The organism is candidate division Zixibacteria bacterium HGW-Zixibacteria-1 (assembly GCA_002838945.1).
In the GTDB taxonomy this organism is placed as follows: Bacteria; Zixibacteria; MSB-5A5; order GN15; family PGXB01; genus PGXB01.
On record PGXB01000009.1, the window covers coordinates 39,060 to 62,369 of the forward strand.

Consider the following 23,310-nt stretch of genomic DNA (forward strand, 5'->3'; position numbering starts at 1 on the left):
TATTGAAATGTTGATGACCCTATATCCCAGCCAATAATAATATATCATTTATGACAATATCTGTCAACTAATTAGAATGCCTATTTATAGGTCAAAAGGTTCGAATAATGTGATTTTTCTTGATTTTTGGGTAGATTTTCTTATGATTCAGTGGAGGTGATTTATGCCCGCGAATCTGCCGCCGCAGTATTACGAGCTGGAGCGCGAGTTTAAGGCCGAAAGGGATCCCCGGGAAAAACTTCGCTTGGCCCAGGAGCTGTTGGCAATGATGCCCAAGCACAAAGGGACCGACAAACTTCAGGCGGAGCTGAAGGGGAAAATCTCCAAACTTAAGCTGGAGATTGAGGGAACCCAGAAAAAGCATGGCGCCCGGACGGTCGAGTCGTATGATCATATTGACCGTGAGGGTGCCGCCCAGATTGTTCTTATCGGCCCCCCGAATTCCGGCAAATCAACCATTGTCGATGCTCTGACCGGAGCCAGGCCCTTAATCGGCGATTATCCTTATACCACCCGCACCCCTTTGGCCGGCATGGCCGATTATGAAGCGGTTCAGCTTCAGCTGATCGACACGCCGCCGATAGCCCCTGATTACATGGAGAGTTTTGTTCCCAATCTGGTCCGGCAGGCCGATCTGGTGGTAGTCATCGTCGATGTTGCCACGACCGGTTTCGAAGAACGAGTCGATTGCGTCTTCAAACGTCTTGAGGAGAAGCGGATTATTCTGTCGGCAAATGTTCCCAAGGAGGTTGATGATCCGAGGTTTTATTATAAGAAGACGATTTTGGCGGCGCATAAATATCTCGAAGAAGGCGGCCAGGCGGGTCTGGAGCATCTCAGGACCTTGTATCCCGATTTTACCGTTGTTCCGTCGTCGGTTCTTGATGACGAAATCATCTACAATTTTAAGCGGAGTCTTTTTAACTCATTGGGTGTCATAAGGATTTTTACCAAACGCGTCGGCCACGATCCCGATTTCAGAGATCCGATAGTTCTTCCGATCGGCGGAACCGTGGAGGAAGCCGCCTTTATTTTGCATAAAGATTTCGCGCGCAAGCTTCAATATGCCAAGGTTTGGGGTCAGGGTAAATTTGAGGGACAGCGGGTCAAGAACAACTATCAATTGATTGATGGTGATATTGTTGAGTTTCATATTTGAGGCAGGGGCATATCTTCCCGAATTTGTCCATTATTATTTGGAACCGATTTAAGGTAAATTTGTTAATAATATTAGCTTGACGGCCTGTCATACGTATATTATTATTAAGGCTTACTATTGCGGGCCCATAGCTCAGTTGGTTAGAGCAGCTGACTCATAATCAGCGGGTCCCAGGTTCGAGTCCTGGTGGGCCCAGATGATATTTGAAAATTTGAGGATTTTAACGGGCAATTAGCTCAGTTGGTTAGAGCGTTCGGTTCACATCCGAGAGGCCACTGGTTCGAATCCAGTATTGCCCAATTGATAAAGATTATGGAGATGGCCATATTCATCGCTACTAACGCGGCAAATAAGAAAAGTGATGAAATAAAAATGGGCCCCTCAAAAAAGGTAAAGGAAAATCGGGCGCAGTCTTGGGTGTAAATTCAAGACTGCGCTTTTTTAGTTATGTCTATTGGATCAAGTAAGGAGCGCGCGATGCTAAGCGATATCGAATTGCTTTTAAAGTTGCAGGTAATTGACTATGACCTTGGGGAACTGGAACGCTCTAAAGAATACATTCCGGATATGATGGAAAACCTCAGAAGCGAAAATAAGGAAGCCCAGGAATTATTTCAAAAGACGGAGAAAGAGCTTTCCGAATCCCAGGTATCGCAGAAAAGCCTGGAACTTGAAATTAGTGTCAAGCAGGCGGAGTTGAAGAAGCTTCAGGCGCAGATGATGTCAATTAAAACCAATAAAGAATATGATGCTCTGATTTCTCAAATAGATAATGTCAAGGAGGCGATCAGCGAGCGCGAGACACAGGTTCTGGAGTTGATTGAAAAAGTAGAGAAGCTGAGTAGCTCGATTGATGATTACCGCCGAAAAGCAACTGAGATTGGGGAGCAGAACGAAAAGCAGCTCGCGATACTGCAGGAAAAAATGGATTCGGTCGGCACCAAAATAAGTATAAAGGAAGATGAGCGCCTTCGGATCGGCATTCAGGTACCCAAACGGACGATGTCGGTCTATGAGCGGGTGCGCAAAAACAGGGGCGGCGATGTCGTTGTCGCGGTTAAAAAGCGGGCCTGCGGCGCCTGTTACAAGGCCTTGCCGCCGCATCGAATACAGGAGATCAAGCGAAGTGATCAGATAATCACCTGCGACAATTGCGGCCGAATGCTCATCTGGCATGAAGGAGAAAGCGAATAATGGCTGAGTTTTTCCCAAATGAGGGACTGACTTTTGATGACGTCCTGTTGATGCCGTCGCGTTCCGATGTTCTGCCCAAGGATGTTGATATTTCCACCAGGCTGACCGAGCGGATAATACTGAATATTCCGATCATATCGGCCGCCATGGATACGGTTACTGAATATCGCATGGGCATCGCCATTGCCAGACAGGGCGGCATAGGCATAATCCACAAAAATCTTTCACCCGAACGTCAGGCCGCCGAGGTCGATAAGGTCAAGCGCTCCGAATCGGGTATGATTGTCGATCCTATTACTCTGCCGCCGGATGTGCCGATCGGTGAAGCTCTCAGCGTCATGAAACAGTTTTCCATCTCCGGGGTGCCGATTACTCAAAACGGCAAGCTGGTCGGAATAATTACCAATCGCGACCTGCGCTTTCATAAAGATGTCGATACCCTGATTAAGGATGTCATGACCTGCAAGAATCTCATTACCGCTCCCGAAGGGACCGATCTGGACACGGCACAGGAATTATTGCACAAGAATCGTATTGAAAAATTGCTTATTGTCGATGGAGAGAATCATCTCAAGGGGATGATTACCGTTAAAGATATAATGAAGAAAATTCAGTACCCCAACGCCTGCAAGGACAGACGCGGCCGGCTGCGAATCGGCGGAGCGGTCGGTGTCTCGAAGGATCTCGAAGAAAGAGTGGAGCTTATGCTTAAGGCGGGGGTGGATATTCTGGTGGTCGATTCTTCTCATGGGCACTCCATGGGGGTTCTGAAAACCATAGAAGTTCTGAAGAACAAATTCCCCAAGATTCCGGTTATGGGAGGAAATGTGGCGACCCGGGAGGGGGCCCAGGCCCTGATTGATTTTGGCGCCGATTGTGTCAAAGTCGGCATCGGCCCCGGCTCTATCTGCACGACACGGGTCGTTACCGGATGCGGCGTGCCGCAGATAACGGCCATTACGGAATGTGTCGAAGCGGCCGAAAAACATAATGTCCCCATTATTGCCGACGGGGGTATAAGGTATTCGGGAGAGATAACCAAGGCTCTGGCCGCCGGCGCCGCGGCTGTGATGCTGGGATCCATTTTGGCCGGAACCGAAGAATCTCCCGGGGAAACCGTATTATACGAGGGGCGGACTTTCAAGACTTATCGCGGCATGGGTTCGCTGGAGGCGATGAAAGCGGGAAGCCGCGATCGATATTTTCAGGAACATCAGGAGGATGTTTCCAAATTCGTGCCCGAAGGGATTGAAGGGCGCGTTCCATACAAAGGCGAATTGGGCAGTACTATTTATCAACTGGTCGGCGGGCTTCGCTCCGGCATGGGTATCTGCGGCGCTCATAACATTGGAGAGCTGCAGAAGACGGCCCGGTTCATTCGGGTTACTCACGCCGGCATTATTGAGTCGCATCCGCACAGTGTGACCATTTCCAAAGAGGCGCCCAACTATCGCCGCAACAACTAGAAAAAATGTGTTAACTATAGATTCTAACGAAAGCACAGGAAGAGGAGAAAACGGTCGCGCTTTATGATTGAATGAAGTGAGGAAAGTCCGAGCTCCACAGAGCCATGGCGCCCGGTAACGCCGGGGCGGAGAGATCCGACGGAAAGTGCCACAGAAAATATACAGCCCACCTGAATGCCGCAAGGCCTTCAGCGGCAATGGTGAAATCGAGGTGTAAGAGACCCCGTTCAGGCCGGGTAATCGGTCTGGAGGTAAACCCCGCCAGGAGCAAGGCCAAATAGGGAAAGAGGGGCTGGCTCGCCCCGTTTGATTTCCGGGTAGGCTGCATGGAACCGGCAGGCAACTGTCTGGTCAAGATAAATGACCGTACCGCCATTTATGGCGGAACAGAACTCGGCTTATTCTGCTCTTTCTGGCTTCTTATAAAAGGAATCAGAAATGAACTGGGCAACAAGGTCCGTCCCGCTCAAATGGGTAATTGCGCCCGAGCCGGATACCGAATTGCTTCAAGACATCGCCGTCAAAACCGGGCTGGAAAAGATAATCGTTAAGATTCTCTTTAACCGCCAGATCGACACGGTCGAAACCACTCAGAAATTTCTCCATCCCACCCTGGCTGATCTTCAGGATCCCTTTCTCCTGAACGGCATGGATAAGGCTGTCGAGAGAATTCTTGATGCTCTCCGTGAAAATGAAAAGATCATGGTTTATGGCGACTATGATGTCGATGGCATCACCGCCGCATCGCTTTTGTATCTGGTGCTGAACAAGCTTGGTGCGCTGGTGTCTTATTATCTTCCCAATCGCCTGATTGAAGGGTATGGTCTTTCGATTGACGGCATAAATGAGGCCAACGAAAAGGGTGTCTCGCTTATTATTTCGGTCGACACCGGCGTCACCGCCGTGCAGGAGGTGGAATTCGCCCGGTCCCTCGGTATCGAATGTATCCTGACCGATCACCATGAACCCGGGGAAGTCCTTCCCAAATCGGTTGCCCTGGTCAATCCCAAACTGAAAGAATGTAATTATATGCACGGCGATCTTTCGGGCGTTGGCGTTGCCTGGAAGCTGGCTGAGGCTTTGTATCAGCGATTGCAGCAGGACCGCAGCGAACTTGAGGAACATCTCGATCTGGTGGCGTTGGGAACGTCCGCCGATATTGTCCCGCTGGTGGGTGAAAACAGGGTTCTGACAAAATTCGGCATCAGGCAGATAGCGCGGACGACAAAACCTGGTCTGAAATCGCTGGCCTTTGTATCCGGGCTGATGGGTAAGGAGATCGGGACCGGTCAGGTGGTTTTCATTCTGGCGCCGCGCATCAACGCCATCGGCAGGTTAGGCGATGCCGAACTGGCTATCAAACTGCTGACGACAAAAGACGAAAAGCTTGCTTCGGAAATCGCCCGCAAACTTGACCGGGAAAATCAGCGCCGCAAAAATATTGACGAAAAGACGCTCAATGATGCCCTCGAACAGATTCGCCAGGTGGTCAATCCCAAAGAGGACCGGGCCATTGTGCTCGCCTCCGAAGGATGGCACCAGGGAGTTATCGGAATCGTCGCCAGCCGGCTGGTGGAAAAATTCCATCTGCCCACGGTGATGATCGCGATTGACAACGGCGAGGGCAAGGGATCGGCGCGATCCATCCCCGGTTTCCATCTCTGCGATGCTTTGAAGGAGTGCGAAGATCTTCTGCTGCGTTATGGCGGCCATAAATATGCCGCCGGCCTGACGATCAAACCGGAGAATATTAACAGCTTCCGGGAAAGGCTCAAGGAAGTATCGAAGCGGATGCTGACCGATGAGGATCTGGTGGCCAAGTTGTTTATCGATTCGGGAATAGAACTTTCCCAGATTGACAACAAGCTTCTTGACGTCATTGAAACCTTCGCCCCCTTCGGGCCGCAAAACATGCGTCCCGTATTTCTTACCCGTAACTGTGAAATACTGGGACAGCCCTATTGTGTCGGTAAGAATCACCTGAAGATGAAAGTCCGCAAGGGTGACGCCGTCTTTGATGTTATCGGCTTTGGTTTCGGCGACTGGGCGCGTCGGTTGTCCAGCCGCGGCAGCCTGGTCGATCTTGTTTTCGTAATCGAGTATAACTCCTGGGACGGACATACCAGAATCCAATTACGCTTGAAAGATATCAAGCTTGCGGCCGGGGATATGAGACAGTTCGGATAAAGTTTATGACGGTTTTGGATAAATTCAATCAGGGCGATCAAGCCGCTCTGGCGAAAATAATTTCATTTGTGGAAGATTACCAGGATGGCTATCGCGAGGTCCTGGGAAAGCTTTATCCCGAATCGGGCCGGGCAACCCGGATAGGGTTTACCGGTCCGCCCGGTGCGGGCAAGTCATCTCTGGTTAATAATATCTCTAAGGCGCTGGCCTCAAACGGCAAAAAAGTGGCCGTAATTGCCGTCGATCCGTCTTCCCCTTTCACCGGCGGAGCGCTTCTCGGCGACCGTATTCGCCTGACTGATATGCCCACCGACGGCACCATTTTTATCCGCTCAATGGCGACCCGCGGCTCATCGGGGGGCCTGGCCGCCGCCACCGGGAATGTTGCCACCGTGCTGGATGCTTTCGGCTTCGATTTTATTCTGATCGAAACCGTCGGTGTCGGGCAGATTGAACTCGATATCGTTGATGCCTGCGACACCGTAATCGTGGTTCTGGTGCCGGAATCGGGAGATTCGATTCAAACACTCAAGGCCGGGCTGATGGAAATCGCAGATATTTTTGTGGTTAACAAGGCCGACCGTCCCGGCGCCGAGAATATCGTCATGGAATTGAACATGACGCTTGATCTCAAGCGTGATCAGATGACCTGGGATATACCGGTATTGTCTTCCGAAGCCATCAACAATAAAGGGACCGACATATTGCTTGAGAAGATGGGCCTGCATATGGATTATGCGATAAAATCAGGCTGGTTGGAAAAACATCGCCGAAAACAGATTCGCAAGAAAATATACAACATCCTGACATATTACGTCGATAACATGATTCGCAGCCGTTTGGCCGATATGCCCGATCTCGAGAAAGCGGTGTCGGATATTTACACCGGCCAGGGCGATCCTTATTCGGCCTGCCGTGAGCTGGTCAAGCTGTCCGGTTTGACCATCAATAATTTTTAGATTATAACCCCTCTTTAATTAACCCCTTATATATAATAAAGATAAGATAGTCAAGTCGTTGTTCGGAATTGACGATATTAAGCTATATAAACTTTATTGAATCAATTATCATCGGGGTTCAATTATGTCGGAAAAAAGGGAATTTGTCGGACGGCAGGCCTGCGGCAATTTCAATCTGTTCGACCGAAACACCGGCGATTTTATCGGCCGGGTCGTGAATATGTCCATCAACGGCCTGATGCTGGTTTCGGACGAGCCGATTGAAGTGTCGAAACTTTTTCCATGTAAAATGGAATTGCCGGAGGAGATTCTTGAAAGCCGGCAACTGGTTTTTGATGCCGAAAGCAAATGGTGCAACAAGAATGCAGCGCTCAATTGCTATGAGACCGGTTTCCTGATTCGCAATCTGTCCGATAAGGTCTGTGATATCGTCAGACTGCTGATGCATGAGCACTTTACCGAAAAGTCCGATGCCGTGAGTACCGCTTCGACAAAAGCGAAAGCATAAAACCAGATTGTCAATTTTGATAATTTTCTGATCAGAAATCATTAATACTTTCCCGACCGAATCTCTGAGAAATAATTATATCGAATTCAATTCTCGCCGCGGGGAAAACAGTCCAGATAAATATGAGAAGCGCCGTAATGGCGAAGTTTATTCCGGCCCATTGCCGGCAGTAGTTGGCGCATTGGCGGTATTCAAAGGTGGGAAATAATAAATATGCCGCCCAGATTCCAGCTGCAATCAGGATGGGAATAAACAGGATTATCAGAGTTCTTTGCAGGCGGGTCATACTTTTGGCGACATATTCAACTACCGCGCGGATAATAATCAGGACCAACGGGTAAACAAACAGAAACGGGGGAAAGAAGATTCTTGTCTCGCGGGCATGTGTGAAGAAGACCGTCATTATTGTATTAAGGGCCAGCATTATAATCGAACTGCAAAACAGGAAGTCGAGGATGGAATTTCTTTTTGAACCGGCCAGCCTGATCCAGGCTAGAACCACGGCAACCCAGGCAAACCCGAAAGAAATGAAAAATGAAAATATGGAATCGCTTGCCCGCAGTCTGTTTGCGAAATTGAAATAGATAAAGCCGACACGCTCCGGCTCGGAATCCTGCCATAATATCAGGTAATAAATGCCGCAGATGATTAAGGGGGTCAGCAGATAAAGCATCTTTTTCCTGAAGGCTGTTTTGCGGCTGAACTGAAAGACGGCCAGGACCACCGCCGGATAAAAAATGGTCGTGGATTCGCGGGCCAGGCAGGCCAGAATGAAAAAGAATATCCCGGCGGGATTCCTTCCCCGGATCAAATACAAAAATGACAGAATCAGGAAAAGATATACCCAGAAATCATCCCACGTATGGACCGGTTCGAAATGTGCGGCCATGATCGAATATGAACTCATCAGCAGGACGACCCCGACATTGGACCATGTTATTTCGAAGCCAAGCTGCTTTAAAAACCGGTAGAAAACAGGGCCCAGAAATACGGCCAGACCGAATTGAATTATATAAAAAGACTCGCGGTGGGGAAGCCCGGAGATGTTCGATAGCAACAGAATCAGGTAAGTGGTGAAGAACCTGATTGACATCGGGGGATGATTCAAATGGTAATCCATCTTATTCCGCCAGACTTCGGAATCGGCCGTCATCGGCGAGCCGCATGATTTGAGATGGAGGATTAGTGATATAACCAGGAGCACGATAGTTATTGACAGGGGCGGCAGATATTCTTTGGTGGTCTTATTCATAAATTTTGTCGTAAGATAATGCCATATTGAGCCATATAAGGCCAAAAAGGGATTAAAATCAAGAAGATTTCAGTCTCAGTATTCGATTGTTCAATCGGCCCATATTTTTGCCAAAGACCGGCCCCTTCCGGCGCCGTATAATCTGCAATAAGTTAATGCAAATTAACAGCTTGAGTGTTATAAATTAGGTTTCTAATGGGGCTTGATTTTTCCCGTTAAACTTATTAAATTGTTAAGTTAATTAATAACCGGAGTGTGCTGTGTTTGATAAAGAATTTCTTGAAGAAAACGAAAAAAAAATGAAAAAATGGGATGCGGAGGCGGAAAAAATCCGCTCCAAGAAGTCTCATCCGCGTTTTATCACTGTTTCCGGCGAAGAAGTTAATGAGCTTTACACCCCGGCCGATGTGGACAGCGATAAATATTTTGAGAAAATAAGCTATCCCGGCCAATATCCCTACACCAGAGGCGTCCATCACACCATGTATCGCGGCCGGCTCTGGACCATGCGCCAGTTTTCGGGCATGGGAACGCCGAAACAGACCAATGAGCGTTATCATTACCTGCTGAAGAATGGTCAAACCGGGCTTTCGGTGGCGTTTGACCTGCCGACTTTGATGGGCTATGACTCCGATCATCCTCGCTCATTGGGCGAAGTCGGCAAGTGCGGAGTGGCGGTTGATTCGCTGGCCGACATGGAACTTATCTTCAAAGGGATTAATCTGGGCGAAGTGTCCACTTCGATGACCATCAACGCCCCGGCCTCGGTGCTTCTGGCCATGTACCTGGCCGTGGCGGAGAAACAGGGCATACCGTTTAACAAACTCCGCGGTACCCTCCAAAATGACATCTTGAAAGAATATATCGCTCAAAAAGAGTGGATTTATCCGCCGGAACCATCGATTCGGCTGATCACCGACCTGATGGCCTTCTGCACCGACCATGTGCCGCAGTGGAACACTATTTCTATCTCCGGTTATCATATCCGCGAGGCGGGCTCCACCGCTGCTCAAGAGCTGGCCTTTACACTGGCCGACGGCTTTACCTATATCGAAGCGGCCATGAAGACCGGACAGGATGTCGATGCTTTTGCACCACGGTTGTCGTTCTTTTTCAATGCCCACCAGGATTTTTTCGAAGAAATCGCCAAATACCGCGCGGCGCGGCGAATTTTTGCCCGCCGTATGAAAGAGAAATACAAGGCCAAAAGCGAGCGCTCGTGGCTGTTGCGTTTTCATACCCAGACCGCCGGATGTTCGCTGACCGCCCAGCAGCCGGAGAACAACATTGTCCGAACCGCTCTTGAGGCGCTCTCGGGTGTGCTCGGCGGAACGCAATCATTGCACACCAACTCGATGGATGAGACCATGGCGCTGCCGTCGGAAAAAGCGGTATTGATTGCTCTGCGGACTCAGCAGGTGATAGCGCACGAAACCGGCGTGGCCAATACGATCGATCCGCTGGCGGGATCGTATTTTGTCGAAGCGATGACCGACAAGATCGAGGCCGATGCCGAGAAATACCTTGATGAGATCGAACGGCGAGGCGGTGTGGTCAATTGTATCGAAGAGGGATTCCTCCAGCGCGAGATTGCCAAGGCGGCTTACCGCTACCAGAAAGAGATCGAGAGAAAAGAGCGGATTATTGTCGGGATCAATGATTATGTAATGGATGATGAGAAGATCGATATCCCGATTTTGAGAATCGATGAATCAGTCGAGAAAGAGCAGAGCGCTTTTGTCAAAAAGATTCGCAAGGACCGCGATAACGACAAAGTAAAACGGACACTCGAGGAACTTCAGACCGCGGCCAAAGGCAGCGGCAACACACTGAAGGCGATGCTTGACTGTGTCAGAGTGTATGCGACCGAAGGCGAGATATGCGATGCTTTGAAGCCGTTATTCGGCGAGTATATCGAACCTCCGGTGATATAGATAAATATTCAACAATAATCGTTAACTCTTAGAATAAGATAAAGACTATGCCAGACAAAATAAGAATACTGCTTGCCAAGCCGGGTCTTGACGGACATGACCGCGGTATCAAAGTGATCGCGGCCGCGTTCCGGGATGCCGGATTCGAAGTTATCTATTCCGGGTTGCGCCAAACCCCGGACATGATTGTCAACGCCGCGATTCAGGAAGATGTCGATGCCATCGGGGTGTCGATACTTTCGGGCGCGCACATGACCCTTTTCCCGGCGATCCTTAAGCTGCTCAAGGAAAAGAAGGCCGAAAATATTATTCTATTCGGCGGCGGGATTGTCCCGGACGACGACATCGCCGCGCTCGAGAAGATCGGGGTAGCCAGACTATTCACCCCGGGAGCGACGACCGATGAAGCGATCGAGTACGTCAAACAAGCGGTCGGTTCAAAGAAAAAAGATGAAAAAATAATGTAGTTTCATTCTCGCAGATAGAGATTATAGGATTGTATAAATAGCTAAATTTTCAGGAGGAAGAATGCCTTATAACATTGATCCAAAACAGCAGGCAGTGCGCGACCGCGTCAAACTATTCGCGGAGAAAGAAATTCTGCCTGTTTATCGGGAACTGGACCGGAAAAAAGAAGAATTCCCCAGAGCGTACTACAAGAAGCTGGCCGATGCCGGTCTGGTCGGTTTTGCCATGCCCAAAGAATACGGCGGCGGCGGCTTTTCCAATATCGAATATACCACACTGGTCGAAGAGCTGTGCTACTATGATGCCCCGACCGGGCTCCTGGCGGCCGTTCCGGAACTGGCCGCTTATCCGATTTATACCTTCGGCAGTGAAGAGCAAAAAAAGAAATATGTCCCGAAATGCGCTTCCGGTGAAATCATCCCGGCATTTGTCCTGACCGAGCGCAACGCCGGCTCGGATGCCGCCAACCAGCAGACGACGGCGGTCATCGACGGCGATCATTTTGTCATCAACGGCGAGAAAATATTCATCATGCATGGTGATGCCGCCGACCTGGCCGTTCTGTTTTGCCGTATCGGTGCGGCGGACGAAGGACGTCCGAAAGTTTCGACCATTCTGGTCGAGACCAATACCCCCGGCTGGAAGGGTTTTACCCTCCAGCACAAGATGGGTATGCGCGCCGCCACCACCGGCCGTATCGAGCTGAAAAATGTCCGGGTTCCAGTCACCCAGCAGCTTGGCGAAACCGGTAAAGGTTTCAAATATGCCATGAACACGCTCGACGGCGCCCGTATCGGTGTTGCCGCGCAGGGTGTCGGTATGTCCCAGCGGGCGCTCGATGAATCAATTAAATACGCCAAGGAAAGACAGGCTTTCGGCGCGCCGATCGCCAAATTGCAGGCGATTCAGTGGATGATTGCCGAGATGTCGACTCAGCTCGAGGCGGCCCGCCTGATGACTTATAAAGCGGCTCTGCTGCAGGATAATGGCGAGCGGTTCAGCTTTGAAGCGGCCCAGGCCAAGATGTTTGCGACCGAGGTCGCACGGTTCTGTGTCGATCGCGCCATGCAGATTCATGCCGGATACGGTTATATCGGCGAGTTCTCGATTATCGAAAAGCTGTATCGCGATCAGCGCGTCACCGAGATCTATGAAGGAACCAACGAGGTCCAACGCCTGGTTATTGCAGGCACTTTATTGAGATAATGAAATTCGGTTCTTTTGAAATAGTACCCTTCGTCGAGCAGTCTTTCAGGCTCGACGGAGGGTCAATGTTTGGGGTGATTCCCAAAAAAATCTGGAGCAGACTGGTTCCGGTCGATGCTGACAACCTGGTTTCGATGACGGCCAACCTGTTTGTTCTCAGGACCGGCGACATGAATATTCTTCTCGACACCGGCCTGGGCGACTGCCTGACCGATGGTGAGAAGAAAATTTATGCCGCTTCGGGCGACACCAATATCGAGCGCGGTTTGAAAGAAATCGGCCTGACGCCGGATGATATCGACCTGGTATTTTTGAGCCATCTTCATACCGACCATGCGGGAGGCTCAGTCAAAAATTCCGACGGTACGTACATCACGCGATTTAAAAAGGCAAAATATCTGGTTCAAGAAACCGAGTGGCGAGATGCCGTTAATCCGAACGAACGTACCGCCGCGGTGTATATACCGGAAAGACTGGAAATATTGGAAAAATCGGGGCAATTGGAATTGATCGACGGCGATTATGAAATAAGGCTGGGAGTGAAGGTGTTTCTCACCGGCGGCCATACGCCGGGGCATCAGGTGATCGAGGCGACATCGGGCGATATGATGGTGGTTTACTATGCCGATATTATGCCGTCGTCACATCATGTCAGGGTCCCTTATGTGGCGGCGGTTGACCTCGATCCGGTAAAGACGATGGAGGTCAAACGGGCCCTGCTGGAAAGATTGATCGATCATAAGCACGCCATTGTCTTTGACCATGACATCGATATAAAAGTGGGATCATTGAGCCGTGACGGGAAAAAGATTATTGTAAATAAAATCGAATAGATGGTACGACTTTGGGGGCAGGCTTTAACCGGGTGGAATAATTATGGAACTTAAAGAGAAATTGGAAAAGCTTGAGGAAATGCGCCGTGAGGCGCAGCTCGGGGGCGGACAAAGCAAAGTCGATGCCCAGCATGAAAAGGGCAAGCTGACCGCCCGGGAACGGCTGGAACTTCTGCTGGACAAGAATTCCTTCGAGGAATTCGATATGTTCGTGACCCACCGCAGCCATGATTTCGGTCTGGAGAAACTCAAGATACTGGGTGATGGTGTCGTCACCGGTTGCGGTACTATCGAGGGCCGTAAGGTTTTTGTCTTTTCGCAGGATTTTACTGTCTTCGGCGGCTCCATGTCGCTGGCCAACTCGCAGAAAATCTGCAAAATCATGGATATGGCCATGAAAGTCGGGGCGCCGGTTATCGGGCTGAATGACTCCGGCGGGGCGCGAATTCAGGAAGGTGTCGTTTCACTCGGCGGCTATGCCGATATTTTTCTGCGCAATACGCTCGCTTCGGGGGTTGTCCCTCAAATTTCGGTTATTCTCGGCCCGTGCGCCGGAGGCGCGGTGTACAGTCCGGCCATCACCGACTTTACCTTAATGGTCAAGAAGACTTCATACATGTTCGTCACCGGCCCCAATGTGGTCAAGACAGTGACGCATGAGCAGGTGACATCCGAAGAGCTCGGCGGAGCCGACACGCATGCCTCCAAATCGGGCGTGGCGCATTTCGCCTGCCAGAACGAGGCCGATGCCATTGCCTGCCTGAGAAAGCTGCTGAGTTATATTCCGCAGAATAATCTCGAGGATCCGCCCTTTGTCGAGACGGCCGATTCATTCGACCGCATGGATGAGGCGTTGAATACTATCGTGCCGGATAATCCCAATAAATCATATGATATAAAAGATGTCATCACGCGAATCATGGACGACCGCCAGTTTTTCGAGGTGCATGCCGATTTTGCCATGAATATCGTGGTCGGATTCGCCCGGCTGGGCGGTCATTCGATCGGAATCATCGCCAATCAACCGGCGGTGCTGGCGGGATGCCTGGATATTAATTCCTCGATGAAGGCGGCGAGATTTATCAGGTTCTGCGATGCTTTTAATATTCCGATTCTGACTTTCGAGGATGTTCCCGGCTTTTTGCCCGGCACCGATCAGGAGCACGGCGGGATTATCAAGCATGGTGCAAAATTATTGTACGCCTACTGCGAGGCGACCGTGCCGAAAGTGACGGTTATCACGCGCAAGGCATACGGCGGGGCCTATGATGTCATGAATTCGAAACATATTCGCGGCGACATGAACTATGCCTGGCCGACCGCCGAGATCGCCGTGATGGGGCCGAAAGGGGCGGTGGAGATCATCTTCAAGAAAGAAATCGCCGCATCGAAGAATCCGGAAGAGGCGGTCGAGCAAAAGACCGAGGAATTCCGCGATAAATTCGCCAATCCCTTCATTGCCGCCGGACGGGGCTATCTGGATGATATCATTGAACCAAAAACCACGCGGCCGAGACTGATACGCGCCTTTGAAATGCTCTCATCGAAGAAAGACACCAACCCGGCCAAGAAACACGGGAATATACCGTTGTAGAGACTTATAATAATGGTTAATAACCCTGTAAAATTAAGAAATAAGCTGCTTAGTAGCATAAACAATATCATTTGTGATTTCCAGGAAAATCCTTATTCATATTTGTATGAGCGGGATATACAATGTGCCCTATTTGCGGAAATGAGAAAAGAAATCAGTCAAATGGTTTCAGTTCCTGGAATTAATGAGAAGAAATACCTTCTTAATTTAATTTATTCCGAATATGCCTGCAAAGGACACAAAGAAAGAATAGACCTCGTTTGCCTGAATCCTGACAAGCTGGCTGATGCCGAGCGCCAACAACATAAAAAAGAAGATACATTTATTTATGGGTTACCAATTTTGGCAGCAATAGAAATTAAGTATATAGCAATGGGCTATTTCAATAAAGGCATTGATATTTCTTTTCAGGACTATGATAAGTTGCACAAAATGGGTGAACCCGAAACAATGGGAAATAAATTGGCTTTATGTTTCCGACAGAAGGATGCGGAAAATAGTGTTTTTATTACAGAAGACTTTAAGCAAAGTAATAATTTGGATATTGTTTGTGATCTAAATGGTGTTTATGCAATTACTCCCAAGAGGATAATTAAGGTCACGAAGAACTAAAGACCAAATTTTCATGATGAAATGAATAGATTAAATTTGTAATATGGAACGGATTGCCAAAAAGATACTAGTTGCCAACAGGGGCGAGATTGCCATCAGGGTCATCCGCGCCTGTAGTGATGCCGGAATCAGATCGGTTGCGATTTATTCCGACTGCGATAAGACCGCGTTTCATGTGCGGCTGGCTGATGAAGCGTACTATGTCGGCCCATCGCCATCGCGAGAAAGCTACCTGAACCAGAAGAAAATAATCGAAGTCGCCAAAAAGGCGAATGTCAAAGCGATTCATCCCGGCTATGGTTTTCTTGCCGAAAACGCCGAATTCGCGAGGTTGTGTGAAAAAGAAGGCCTTATTTTTATCGGACCGAAATCAGACACGATTGCACTGCTGGGCGACAAATTGGAAGCGCGCAAGATGGCGGTCAAAGCGGGACTGCCGGTTGTTCCCGGGACCGAATTCGATATAAAAGAAATTTCGGTCGTCAAGGAGATGGCCTCCGAGATCGGTTACCCGGTGCTGATCAAGGCGGCGGCCGGAGGCGGCGGCAAAGGGATGCGGATAGTGCAATCCGAAGAGAGCCTGACCGAGTCGCTCGAATCGGCCATCCGTGAAGCGGGGTCGGCCTTCGGTGACGGGCGCGTCTATCTGGAAAAATATCTCGAAAAACCGCGGCATATTGAAATACAAATTTTGACCGATTCGCACGGCAATGCAGTGTATCTCGGCGAGCGTGAGTGTTCCATACAGCGTCGGCACCAGAAAGTCATCGAGGAATCGCCGTCACCGATTATGAGTGAGGAACTCCGGAAGCAGATGGGTGAGGCGGCGGTCAATATCGCGCGCGAATCGGGTTATCTTGGCGCCGGAACGGTCGAATTCCTGGTCGATCAGGAACTCAATTTTTATTTTCTCGAGGTCAATACCCGCCTGCAGGTGGAGCATCCGGTAACCGAAATGGTGACCGGGGTCGATCTGGTACGCGAGCAGATCCGGATCGCCGAGGGGCGGCCGATGACCTTCACGCAGGAAAGCATCAGCACGCGCGGCCATGCCATCGAGTGCCGTATTTACGCCGAGGACCCGCATCAGAATTTCATGCCGTCGACCGGCACCATCACCGAGTATCGTGAGCCGTCCGGGCCGGGTATCCGGGTCGATTCCGGTGTCGTGGCCGGATCGGAGATTCCGATGTTCTATGACCCGATTATTTCCAAATTGATAGTCTGGGGCCGGGACCGCAAGGAGGCCATCGACAGGATGCGCCGGGCGCTGTCCGAGTACCGCATTTCGGGCGTGCATACAACCATTGGATTCGGCTGTTCGGTGATGCGTTCGCCGCGGTTTCATATGGGCGACTATGCCACGGATTTTATCGATGTCGAATTTCCCGACCGCATTTTCGAGTGCGCCGAGGCCGACCAGGCCGAAAAAGCGGCGATTGCGGCAGTCATTTATGAATATATCAACCGGCAGAAAGTGCAAACGACCTTCAAAAAAAGGCTGGAGTGTCGGAGTAACTGGGTGCATTATCATCGCCGGGAAGGTGTCAAAGGATTAAGCAAGATTAAATAGAACCATGGGTGACCTGAGAAATAGATACATAGTTTCGGTCGATGACGAGGAATTTGACATCGAATTGACCCGTCATGGCGATGGGTATCTGGTAGAATATGGGGACGTCAGATATCTGGTTACGGTTGATCAGTTATCGGACAAAAAATTTCTGTTCAAAATCAATGAGCGCGCTTCCGAGGTGGATATTACCCGCAACGGCGGCGGCCTTGATATCTTTTTGGAAGGGAAAGAGGTCAATGTCAGGGCCGAACCGTATGATCTGGCCGAGCTTCGCAAACGGGCCGGAACCGCCGTTGGCGGGCCCGAAGACAAAATTATCAAAGCACCGATGCCGGGGCTGGTGCTTTCAACGGCGGTTGCACCGGGCGACAAAGTCGCCAAAGGGCAGACGCTGGTTATTATCGAAGCCATGAAAATGGAAAACATGATAAAAGCCCCGTATGAGGCAACTGTTAAAGAAGTCTTTGCCGACCCCGGAATGGCGGTCGACAAAAACGAAAAATTAGTGGAGTTTGAATAAATGGAAGAGGAAAAACGTCTCACCACTTCCGGTATCGAAATTCCGGTGGTGGCGGACCAGGATTCCCGAAAAGGAAGTATGCCGGGTCACCCGGGTGAGTACCCATATGCCCGCGGCATTTACAACAACATGTATCGCGGCCGTTTGTGGACGATGCGGCAGTATGCCGGTTTCGGCACGGCCGAAGAAACCAATCAACGCTTTCGATATCTTCTTGAAAACGGCCAGACCGGTTTGTCGGTAGCCTTCGACCTTGCGACCCAGATTGGATATGATTCCGACAGCCCGATGGCGCTCGGCGAGGTCGGGCGAACCGGGGTCGCGATCGATTCGCTGGCCGATATGGAAACTCTTTTTAATAAAATACCGCTGGGACAGGTCTCGACTTCGATGACCATCAATGCTACCGCGGTTGTTCTGCTGGCCATGTATATCACTGTGGCCAGGAAGCAGGGGGTTCCGCAAAATAAGATCTCCGGGACAATACAAAATGATATTCTCAAAGAATTCATTGCCCGGGGAACTTACATATATCCGCCGGAACCTTCAATGCGCCTTATCACCGATATCTTTTCGTATTCCAAAGATAATCTCCCGAAGTTCAATACAATATCGATTTCAGGTTATCATATTCGCGAAGCGGGCGCCAGTGCCGCCCAGGAAGTAGCTTTTACGCTTTCCAATGCCAGGGCCTATGTCGAAGCGGCTCTTAAGGCCGGGATGGAGGTTGATTCTTTTGCGCCGCGCCTGTCATTTTTCTTTGCCGCGCATAATAATCTGTTTGAGGAGGTCGCCAAATTCAGGGCTGCCCGGCGTATCTGGGCGAAACTGATGAAGGAGCAATATAAGGCGGGGGATGAAAAATCGCTGCTGCTGAGATTTCATACTCAGACCGGCGGCTCGACCCTGACGGCGCAGCAGCCGGAAAACAACATTGTTCGGACAGCCATGCAGGCATTGGCGGCCGTTCTTGGCGGAACCCAGTCGCTGCATACCAATTCGTTCGATGAGGCCCTTGGCCTGCCGACTCAGAGATCGGCCGAGATCGCCCTGAGGACGCAGCAGGTTATCGGATATGAATCGGGTGTCGTCGATTCCGCCGATCCGCTTGGAGGCTCATATCTTATCGAATATTTGACCGATGAAATCGAACAGAAGGTTCTCGAGATTATGAAAGACATCGAGAAAATGGGCGGCTCGGTCAAGGGTGTCGAGACAGGCTACTTCAAGCATGAAATCGCCAAATCGGCTTACCGGTTCCAGAAGATGATTGAAAAAGACGAGATGATTGTGGTTGGTGTCAATAAGTTCAAAGACAAGGCCCAGCCGATGGAGGAAATTCTCAAGGTCGATCCGCATCTTGAAGAGGAACAGGTCAAACGACTGAAGGAACTTCGCAAAAATCGCGATAACGAAAAGGTCGGGAAATGCCTGAAAGTCCTCGATGAGGTCGCCCGCAGTAATGAAAATATTGTGCCGCCCGTTATTGACGCGGTGGAACAGTACACAACACTCGGCGAAATTTCCAATTGCCTGAGAGATATCTGGGGAGAGTACCATGAAGTTTTATAGAATCATAATTATTTTTATTATTATCCTGTTTCTGAGCGGCTGCAGTAATCAGGAAACTGCAAAAAAATCAGGCAATCCGAGTACCGGTGCCGAAGAAATCAGCGACCAGAACGCTATCAGGGCGATGATGACAGAATATATTGACCGCATGAAAGAGGGCGACAAAACGGTCCTTTACGAGAATGAGTTCCTGTACTACCAGGATTTAATCTCGCTGACCGAATATATGGAATATCCCAGAGTAAGGGATTATGTTTATGATTCGCTGTCTCATGTCGAAGTTGACAGTGTTCATGTCTATGGCGACTCGGCCGATGTCTGGATCAGGCTGTTTTATGAATCTCTCGATCCCAATGCGAAAGGGCGTGCCTATCAAAGCAGGGTGTTTCGCTCGCGCGGGAAATGGCTCAAACCCTACCAGTCGCATTTTGACAAGCAACTGGAACTGGAAGAACAGATTAAGGCTTATGAAGATGCCGTCAAACGGGAGCAGACCGAGTAGGAAGGAAAATAGAAGTGTCTGATATATCGCATATTGGAATCGCAGTTGAAAATCTGGAGAAGGCGATTGAAGCCTTCTCCGATTTGCTTGGTTATCCTCCGCTCCATACCGAGGAGGTAATGGAGCAAAAAGTAAAGGTGGCCATGTTTGCCGCCAAAGATGATCCCGACTCGGGGCATATCGAATTATTGGCGGCGACCGATGACAACAGTCCGATCCGGAAGTTTATTGAAAAGCGCGGGCCGGGATTGCATCACCTGGCCATCCTCGTGGATGATATCGAAAAGAAACTGATCGAGATGAAAGCCAAAGGTTATCGGCTGATCGACGAGAAGCCGAAAATCGGAGCGGGCGGCAAAAGGATTGCCTTTGTGCACCCCGCTTCCACCGGCGGCGTCCTACTGGAATTGCAGGAAAAATAGTTCAACTTTTTCTGATAATATCCGCGGCAACTCTGACTGTCCCGCAGCGACTGCAGGCCTCATTATCAATATGATTTGCCCGGCCGCATAATGAACAGCGCCAGAGACTACCTGAATCCCTGCCCAATGGGTTTCTTGATTTCTGGACCCGGCGATTGCGCGAATAAAATAAGGCAGACAAGGCCAGAATCAGCAGAATCATCATATATGGCGAGAAATTCCTGCGAGGATAAAACTCCTCGGCAAGAGTCTCATCGATTCTGAAAGAATTCGTCAGGACATTAATTTGGGGTCTGATCGCATCAAATATTTCCGGGGGAGCCATTACCACGATCAGATAAAGCACCTGTTCGCCCGAGGCCAGTCGTCCGATAATTCCCTTTAATCCGCTGTGAATAAGTGCCTCCGACCGGGCTGGGATATGATTATACTCGGCTTCAAAAGAGGCCGAACCGCCATTGACTGCATATGCAATGCTGTCTCGGTTGGCCGATTTGATTCCAATGTCATGATATAGCCCGGTAATCGCCTCGGCCAGGTCACCGTCCGACTTAATGGGATTCTCGGTATCAAGTTCAAATCTGGAAACGGTTACCTCGACGGAGTCCCCGGCGTCGGTATTTATTATCAATATATCGGGCGTGGCCTGCTGAGCCGACCATCCGGCCGGAAGATCGAACGTGCATTTGAGCATCGAATTATTATAGACCTCGCCGACCGCTCCCGTGGCGAAAAATAATAATCCGAACAATATTAGAGATAATGCAGTTTTCATATAATAATTATCGGGAAATTTTCCAACTAAATGAGGCCCGAAGATTAATCGGCAGCTTTCTTCGAGGCCTTGCGGACCTTGTGAAAAAGATTGGCGGTTATGGTTCGGTATTCATTCATTAGGCCCGCTATGACCGCCGCCACGGCCAGCTTGAGAAAGCCTCTTTCGTCCGTAATCGGTGAATATACATAAGAAGCGCCTTCTTTATTCCGGGATAGATAACCTTTTTCGTGCAAGCGAACCATTATTGTCATTATGGTCGTGTAAGCGTATTTATTTTTTCTATTGATGAAATAAAGCGCCCGTTTGACGGTCATCGGACCATTTGCCCAGACAATTTGCATCACCTCGGCTTCAAGCCGGCCCATAAATTTCTCCAGGCCCGGTCTTTCCGGGCGGAAAGTGATGGAAATGGCCGGTTTTTCGGGCTGTGTGGGATTTTTATCCCGTGCGTTTTCGGGCTGATTGGCTGGTTTTTTTCCGGTCACTTAATTTCGATATGTTTCTTTTTGTCAAAAATTATCTTAGCTCCAAGCGCAATCAGGGCAATCGGCCAGAAATAGTCCCAGAATCCGCCTGAAATAATATCCATTTTGGCCAGAAGTAACAGGACTCCGGCGACTAAAATTGCAAATCCAAAAAACATATTCATCTCTCCTGAAGTATGATTAATATTTAAATATCTTATGCTTCACCGGCGGTGTCAATTAAAATTATTCAGGAACTTCCCAGAAGTAGATTTCACACCAGCCTGAGCCGCCAAGTATTTAATAACTTTTGAGTTACAACGCCCGGCGCAATGCCCGGAGATTCTCATAGGGCAGTTCCGGGGCAATAGCGCAACTTGGGCCGAAGATGAATCGTCGCCCGGCGAATTTCTCTTTCAGGCGCGCGATCTCATTGCCGATTTCATCAGGGCGGCTGTGCCACAGCCAGCCGCGGTCGTCAAGGCCGGCTACAACAGTCTTTTCGCCGAAAAACTCGAAAGCCTGCTCGACCGACGGATTGGTGGGATGACTTGAGTCCCAGTTGATGAGATCGACCGGGTAGTCGGATAATTGTTTAAGGTAATTGTTGGTGTGGCAGACATGGAGCATATTGAAGCGGCTTCCCTGCACCGCCTTTAAGATTCTTAAGTCGTATGGCCGCCCGTACTTCATGTAATCTTCGTAGTCCATATTATCTGACGAGGCCCACTCGAGCGTGGCAAAAAATATCCCGTCGGCGCCGGCATTGAGACATTCAACCGAATATTTCTTGAATGTTTCGGTTATATTCTCGAGGGCGGCAGTGATGCGCCCGGGATCCTGATCGATATGTTCCTTCAGTTTGTCGGTATCTCCAACCAGGTAGCGGGCGATTCCGAGGGGATTGAAGACGGTCATCAGGAGCGGTAATTCCGGCCCGACTTTCTTTCTGATCATTCTAATCACTTTGAGGTGCTCGGCCAGCACCGGCGCGGTCATGGGCAGCGGCTCGATCTTGTCCCAATCATGCAGTCTCTTGACGGCATATTCGAGCTTGATATGCTTCTGAAATTCACTGCATGACCAGCGCAATTTATTTCCCCAGTCCTCGACATGGTAGCTGGCGCGAGGATTGATTTTCATGAAGTCCCAGTCGAACTCACTCTGGAAGCCGATCATCGCATCGACCAGACCTTCGGCGGCGGCCTCCCTGTGATAAAAATGTCTCCAGGCCGAGGCGGCGAAACGGTCCGGTTTTTCGCCGCGCATAATCATTTCGATTCTTTCGCGATGGGAATATTTCTCGGGCATTTTATTTCTGGTCTTTCTCCTTTTCTTTCCAGGCATTGGTCAACTGGTAGTAATGCTCGGGATATTCGGGGGTGAAGCGGAGGTAGGCCGGAACCGGATAGCGGATGCCGCCGCTGTGGGTCCCTTCGAGTCCCTTGATCACCTCTTCTTCGAGGCCGACCGGAATGGACATGGCCATTTCATCGTCGCCGGTCTGCCCGAAAACACGATCTCCGTAGCAGGGGAGAATTACTTGCGGCTTTCCGGTTTTCATGGTTTCGATGCAAATATCGGCGCAATCCAGACGGGCCGAGAATTTACTGGTCAGATAACCACCTTTTTTATAGAGGGTTGCCGCCAGGAGCCGCATGATTTGAGCCGAGTTGCCGTAAACGAGATAAACATGCGGAATAAAATCCGCCTTCGAAACCGGCGCCGCCATCACATGGCTGTATTCTTTGAAAGAAAATCTCGGAACCAGGGCCTCCGTTTTGGCCCCGGCCTGTCGGGTTTCGGTAAACATCCCGGCGCACATGGCGCCGCAACTGTAAATAGCCAGTTCCTTTTTCATTCCGAAAGCGGTCAGGGCCAGCGGACAATTGATATCCTCCTCGCCGACGGCCAGTTGCCAGCCATAGCGGCGGGCCATCGAAAAGGTCTGGCAGATGGCCACCTTAATATTCATATCCCGAAAAGGGCGCCTGGTCCGTTCCGAAATATCCTTGCCGTCTTTGACCATCCGAATTGCCAGCGGAAATGAGCCCGGTCTGACATATTTGGCCAAAGCCTCATCAAAATCTTTAAGCATATCGGG

The 23,310-nt window shown here is 50.0% G+C and carries 22 protein-coding genes, 2 tRNA genes and 1 other RNA gene; 20 read left to right on the forward strand and 5 right to left on the reverse strand.

The features are described from left to right. The first annotated feature begins 163 nt into the window (after positions 1-163). The 9 genes from CVT49_05320 (at position 164) to CVT49_05360 (ending at position 7,473) form a co-directional block, all read left to right on the forward strand. Positions 164-1,159 (forward strand): GTP-binding protein, encoded by a 996-nt coding sequence (locus tag CVT49_05320; GenBank protein ID PKK84048.1) that lies wholly within the window; start codon positions 164-166, stop codon positions 1,157-1,159. A gap of 121 nt (positions 1,160-1,280) precedes the next feature. Then, a tRNA-Met gene (locus tag CVT49_05325) sits at positions 1,281-1,354 on the forward strand. Positions 1,355-1,384: 30 nt separating this feature from the next. After that, positions 1,385-1,458, forward strand: a tRNA-Val gene (locus CVT49_05330). Positions 1,459-1,606: 148 nt separating this feature from the next. Then, on the forward strand, positions 1,607-2,353 hold the full coding sequence (locus CVT49_05335) for a hypothetical protein (GenBank protein ID PKK84049.1): 747 nt from the start codon (positions 1,607-1,609) through the stop codon (positions 2,351-2,353). Further along, on the forward strand, positions 2,353-3,819 hold the full coding sequence (locus CVT49_05340; GenBank protein ID PKK84050.1) for an IMP dehydrogenase: 1,467 nt from the start codon (positions 2,353-2,355) through the stop codon (positions 3,817-3,819). Before CVT49_05335 ends, CVT49_05340 begins: the two co-directional genes overlap by 1 nt. A 38-nt stretch (positions 3,820-3,857) precedes the next feature. Further along, positions 3,858-4,235: RNase P RNA component class A (gene rnpB / locus CVT49_05345), an RNA gene on the forward strand. Positions 4,236-4,257: 22 nt separating this feature from the next. Beyond that, positions 4,258-6,006, forward strand: a complete 1,749-nt coding sequence (gene recJ / locus CVT49_05350; protein ID PKK84051.1) for a single-stranded-DNA-specific exonuclease RecJ — start codon at positions 4,258-4,260, stop codon at positions 6,004-6,006. A 5-nt stretch (positions 6,007-6,011) separates the two neighbouring features. Next, a complete protein-coding gene (locus CVT49_05355) occupies positions 6,012-6,965 on the forward strand; it encodes a methylmalonyl Co-A mutase-associated GTPase MeaB (GenBank protein PKK84052.1) in 954 nt (317 codons plus the stop codon). A gap of 124 nt (positions 6,966-7,089) precedes the next feature. After that, positions 7,090-7,473: a hypothetical protein gene (locus tag CVT49_05360; protein PKK84053.1), complete on the forward strand. Its 384-nt coding sequence runs from the start codon at positions 7,090-7,092 to the stop codon at positions 7,471-7,473. Between the two features lie 31 nt (positions 7,474-7,504). On the opposite strand, the gene CVT49_05365 is transcribed toward CVT49_05360, so the two are convergent. Beyond that, positions 7,505-8,725 carry a hypothetical protein gene (locus CVT49_05365; GenBank protein ID PKK84054.1) on the reverse strand — a complete coding sequence of 407 codons (1,221 nt, stop codon included), beginning with the start codon at positions 8,723-8,725 and terminating at the stop codon, positions 7,505-7,507. Between the two features lie 299 nt (positions 8,726-9,024). On the opposite strand from CVT49_05365, the gene CVT49_05370 reads away from it, so the two are divergent. The 11 genes from CVT49_05370 (at position 9,025) to mce (ending at position 19,964) form a co-directional block, all read left to right on the forward strand. Next, positions 9,025-10,659, forward strand: a complete 1,635-nt coding sequence (locus CVT49_05370) for a methylmalonyl-CoA mutase (GenBank protein PKK84097.1) — start codon at positions 9,025-9,027, stop codon at positions 10,657-10,659. 47 nt (positions 10,660-10,706) lie between these two features. Beyond that, positions 10,707-11,126 (forward strand): methylmalonyl-CoA mutase, encoded by a 420-nt coding sequence (locus tag CVT49_05375; GenBank protein ID PKK84055.1) that lies wholly within the window; start codon positions 10,707-10,709, stop codon positions 11,124-11,126. A 61-nt stretch (positions 11,127-11,187) separates the two neighbouring features. Then, the gene (locus CVT49_05380; protein ID PKK84056.1) at positions 11,188-12,333 is read left to right on the forward strand and encodes an acyl-CoA dehydrogenase; all 1,146 of its coding nucleotides are present in this window, start codon (positions 11,188-11,190) and stop codon (positions 12,331-12,333) included. After that, positions 12,333-13,166 carry a hypothetical protein gene (locus CVT49_05385; protein ID PKK84057.1) on the forward strand — a complete coding sequence of 278 codons (834 nt, stop codon included), beginning with the start codon at positions 12,333-12,335 and terminating at the stop codon, positions 13,164-13,166. The genes CVT49_05380 and CVT49_05385 overlap by 1 nt, the downstream gene beginning before the upstream one ends. Positions 13,167-13,209: 43 nt before the next feature. After that, entirely contained in the window at positions 13,210-14,760 is a 1,551-nt protein-coding gene (locus CVT49_05390; GenBank protein ID PKK84058.1) for a methylmalonyl-CoA carboxyltransferase, read from the forward strand. A gap of 12 nt (positions 14,761-14,772) precedes the next feature. After that, positions 14,773-15,372 carry a hypothetical protein gene (locus tag CVT49_05395; protein ID PKK84059.1) on the forward strand — a complete coding sequence of 200 codons (600 nt, stop codon included), beginning with the start codon at positions 14,773-14,775 and terminating at the stop codon, positions 15,370-15,372. 52 nt (positions 15,373-15,424) lie between these two features. Continuing rightward, on the forward strand, positions 15,425-16,945 hold the full coding sequence (gene accC, locus CVT49_05400; GenBank protein PKK84098.1) for an acetyl-CoA carboxylase biotin carboxylase subunit: 1,521 nt from the start codon (positions 15,425-15,427) through the stop codon (positions 16,943-16,945). A 4-nt stretch (positions 16,946-16,949) separates the two neighbouring features. After that, positions 16,950-17,468, forward strand: coding sequence for a hypothetical protein (locus CVT49_05405; GenBank protein ID PKK84060.1), 519 nt, complete (start codon positions 16,950-16,952; stop codon positions 17,466-17,468). Next, positions 17,469-19,040, forward strand: coding sequence for a methylmalonyl-CoA mutase (locus CVT49_05410; protein ID PKK84061.1), 1,572 nt, complete (start codon positions 17,469-17,471; stop codon positions 19,038-19,040). Further along, complete coding sequence (locus CVT49_05415) at positions 19,027-19,542, forward strand: hypothetical protein (GenBank protein PKK84062.1); 516 nt, start codon at positions 19,027-19,029, stop codon at positions 19,540-19,542. The genes CVT49_05410 and CVT49_05415 overlap by 14 nt, the downstream gene beginning before the upstream one ends. Before the next feature lie 8 nt (positions 19,543-19,550). Continuing rightward, positions 19,551-19,964 (forward strand): methylmalonyl-CoA epimerase, encoded by a 414-nt coding sequence (gene mce / locus CVT49_05420; GenBank protein ID PKK84063.1) that lies wholly within the window; start codon positions 19,551-19,553, stop codon positions 19,962-19,964. 1 nt (position 19,965) lies between these two features. Here mce and CVT49_05425 read toward each other — a convergent pair whose 3' ends face one another. The 4 genes from CVT49_05425 to CVT49_05440 form a co-directional block, all read right to left on the reverse strand. After that, positions 19,966-20,715 (reverse strand): hypothetical protein, encoded by a 750-nt coding sequence (locus CVT49_05425; protein PKK84064.1) that lies wholly within the window; start codon positions 20,713-20,715, stop codon positions 19,966-19,968. Positions 20,716-20,783: 68 nt separating this feature from the next. After that, positions 20,784-21,227 (reverse strand): CopY family transcriptional regulator, encoded by a 444-nt coding sequence (locus CVT49_05430; GenBank protein PKK84065.1) that lies wholly within the window; start codon positions 21,225-21,227, stop codon positions 20,784-20,786. A 294-nt stretch (positions 21,228-21,521) separates the two neighbouring features. Next, entirely contained in the window at positions 21,522-22,553 is a 1,032-nt protein-coding gene (locus tag CVT49_05435; protein ID PKK84066.1) for a hypothetical protein, read from the reverse strand. After that, a complete protein-coding gene (locus CVT49_05440; GenBank protein PKK84067.1) occupies positions 22,519-23,304 on the reverse strand; it encodes a hypothetical protein in 786 nt (261 codons plus the stop codon). The genes CVT49_05435 and CVT49_05440 overlap by 35 nt, the downstream gene beginning before the upstream one ends. Positions 23,305-23,310: the final 6 nt, after the last annotated feature.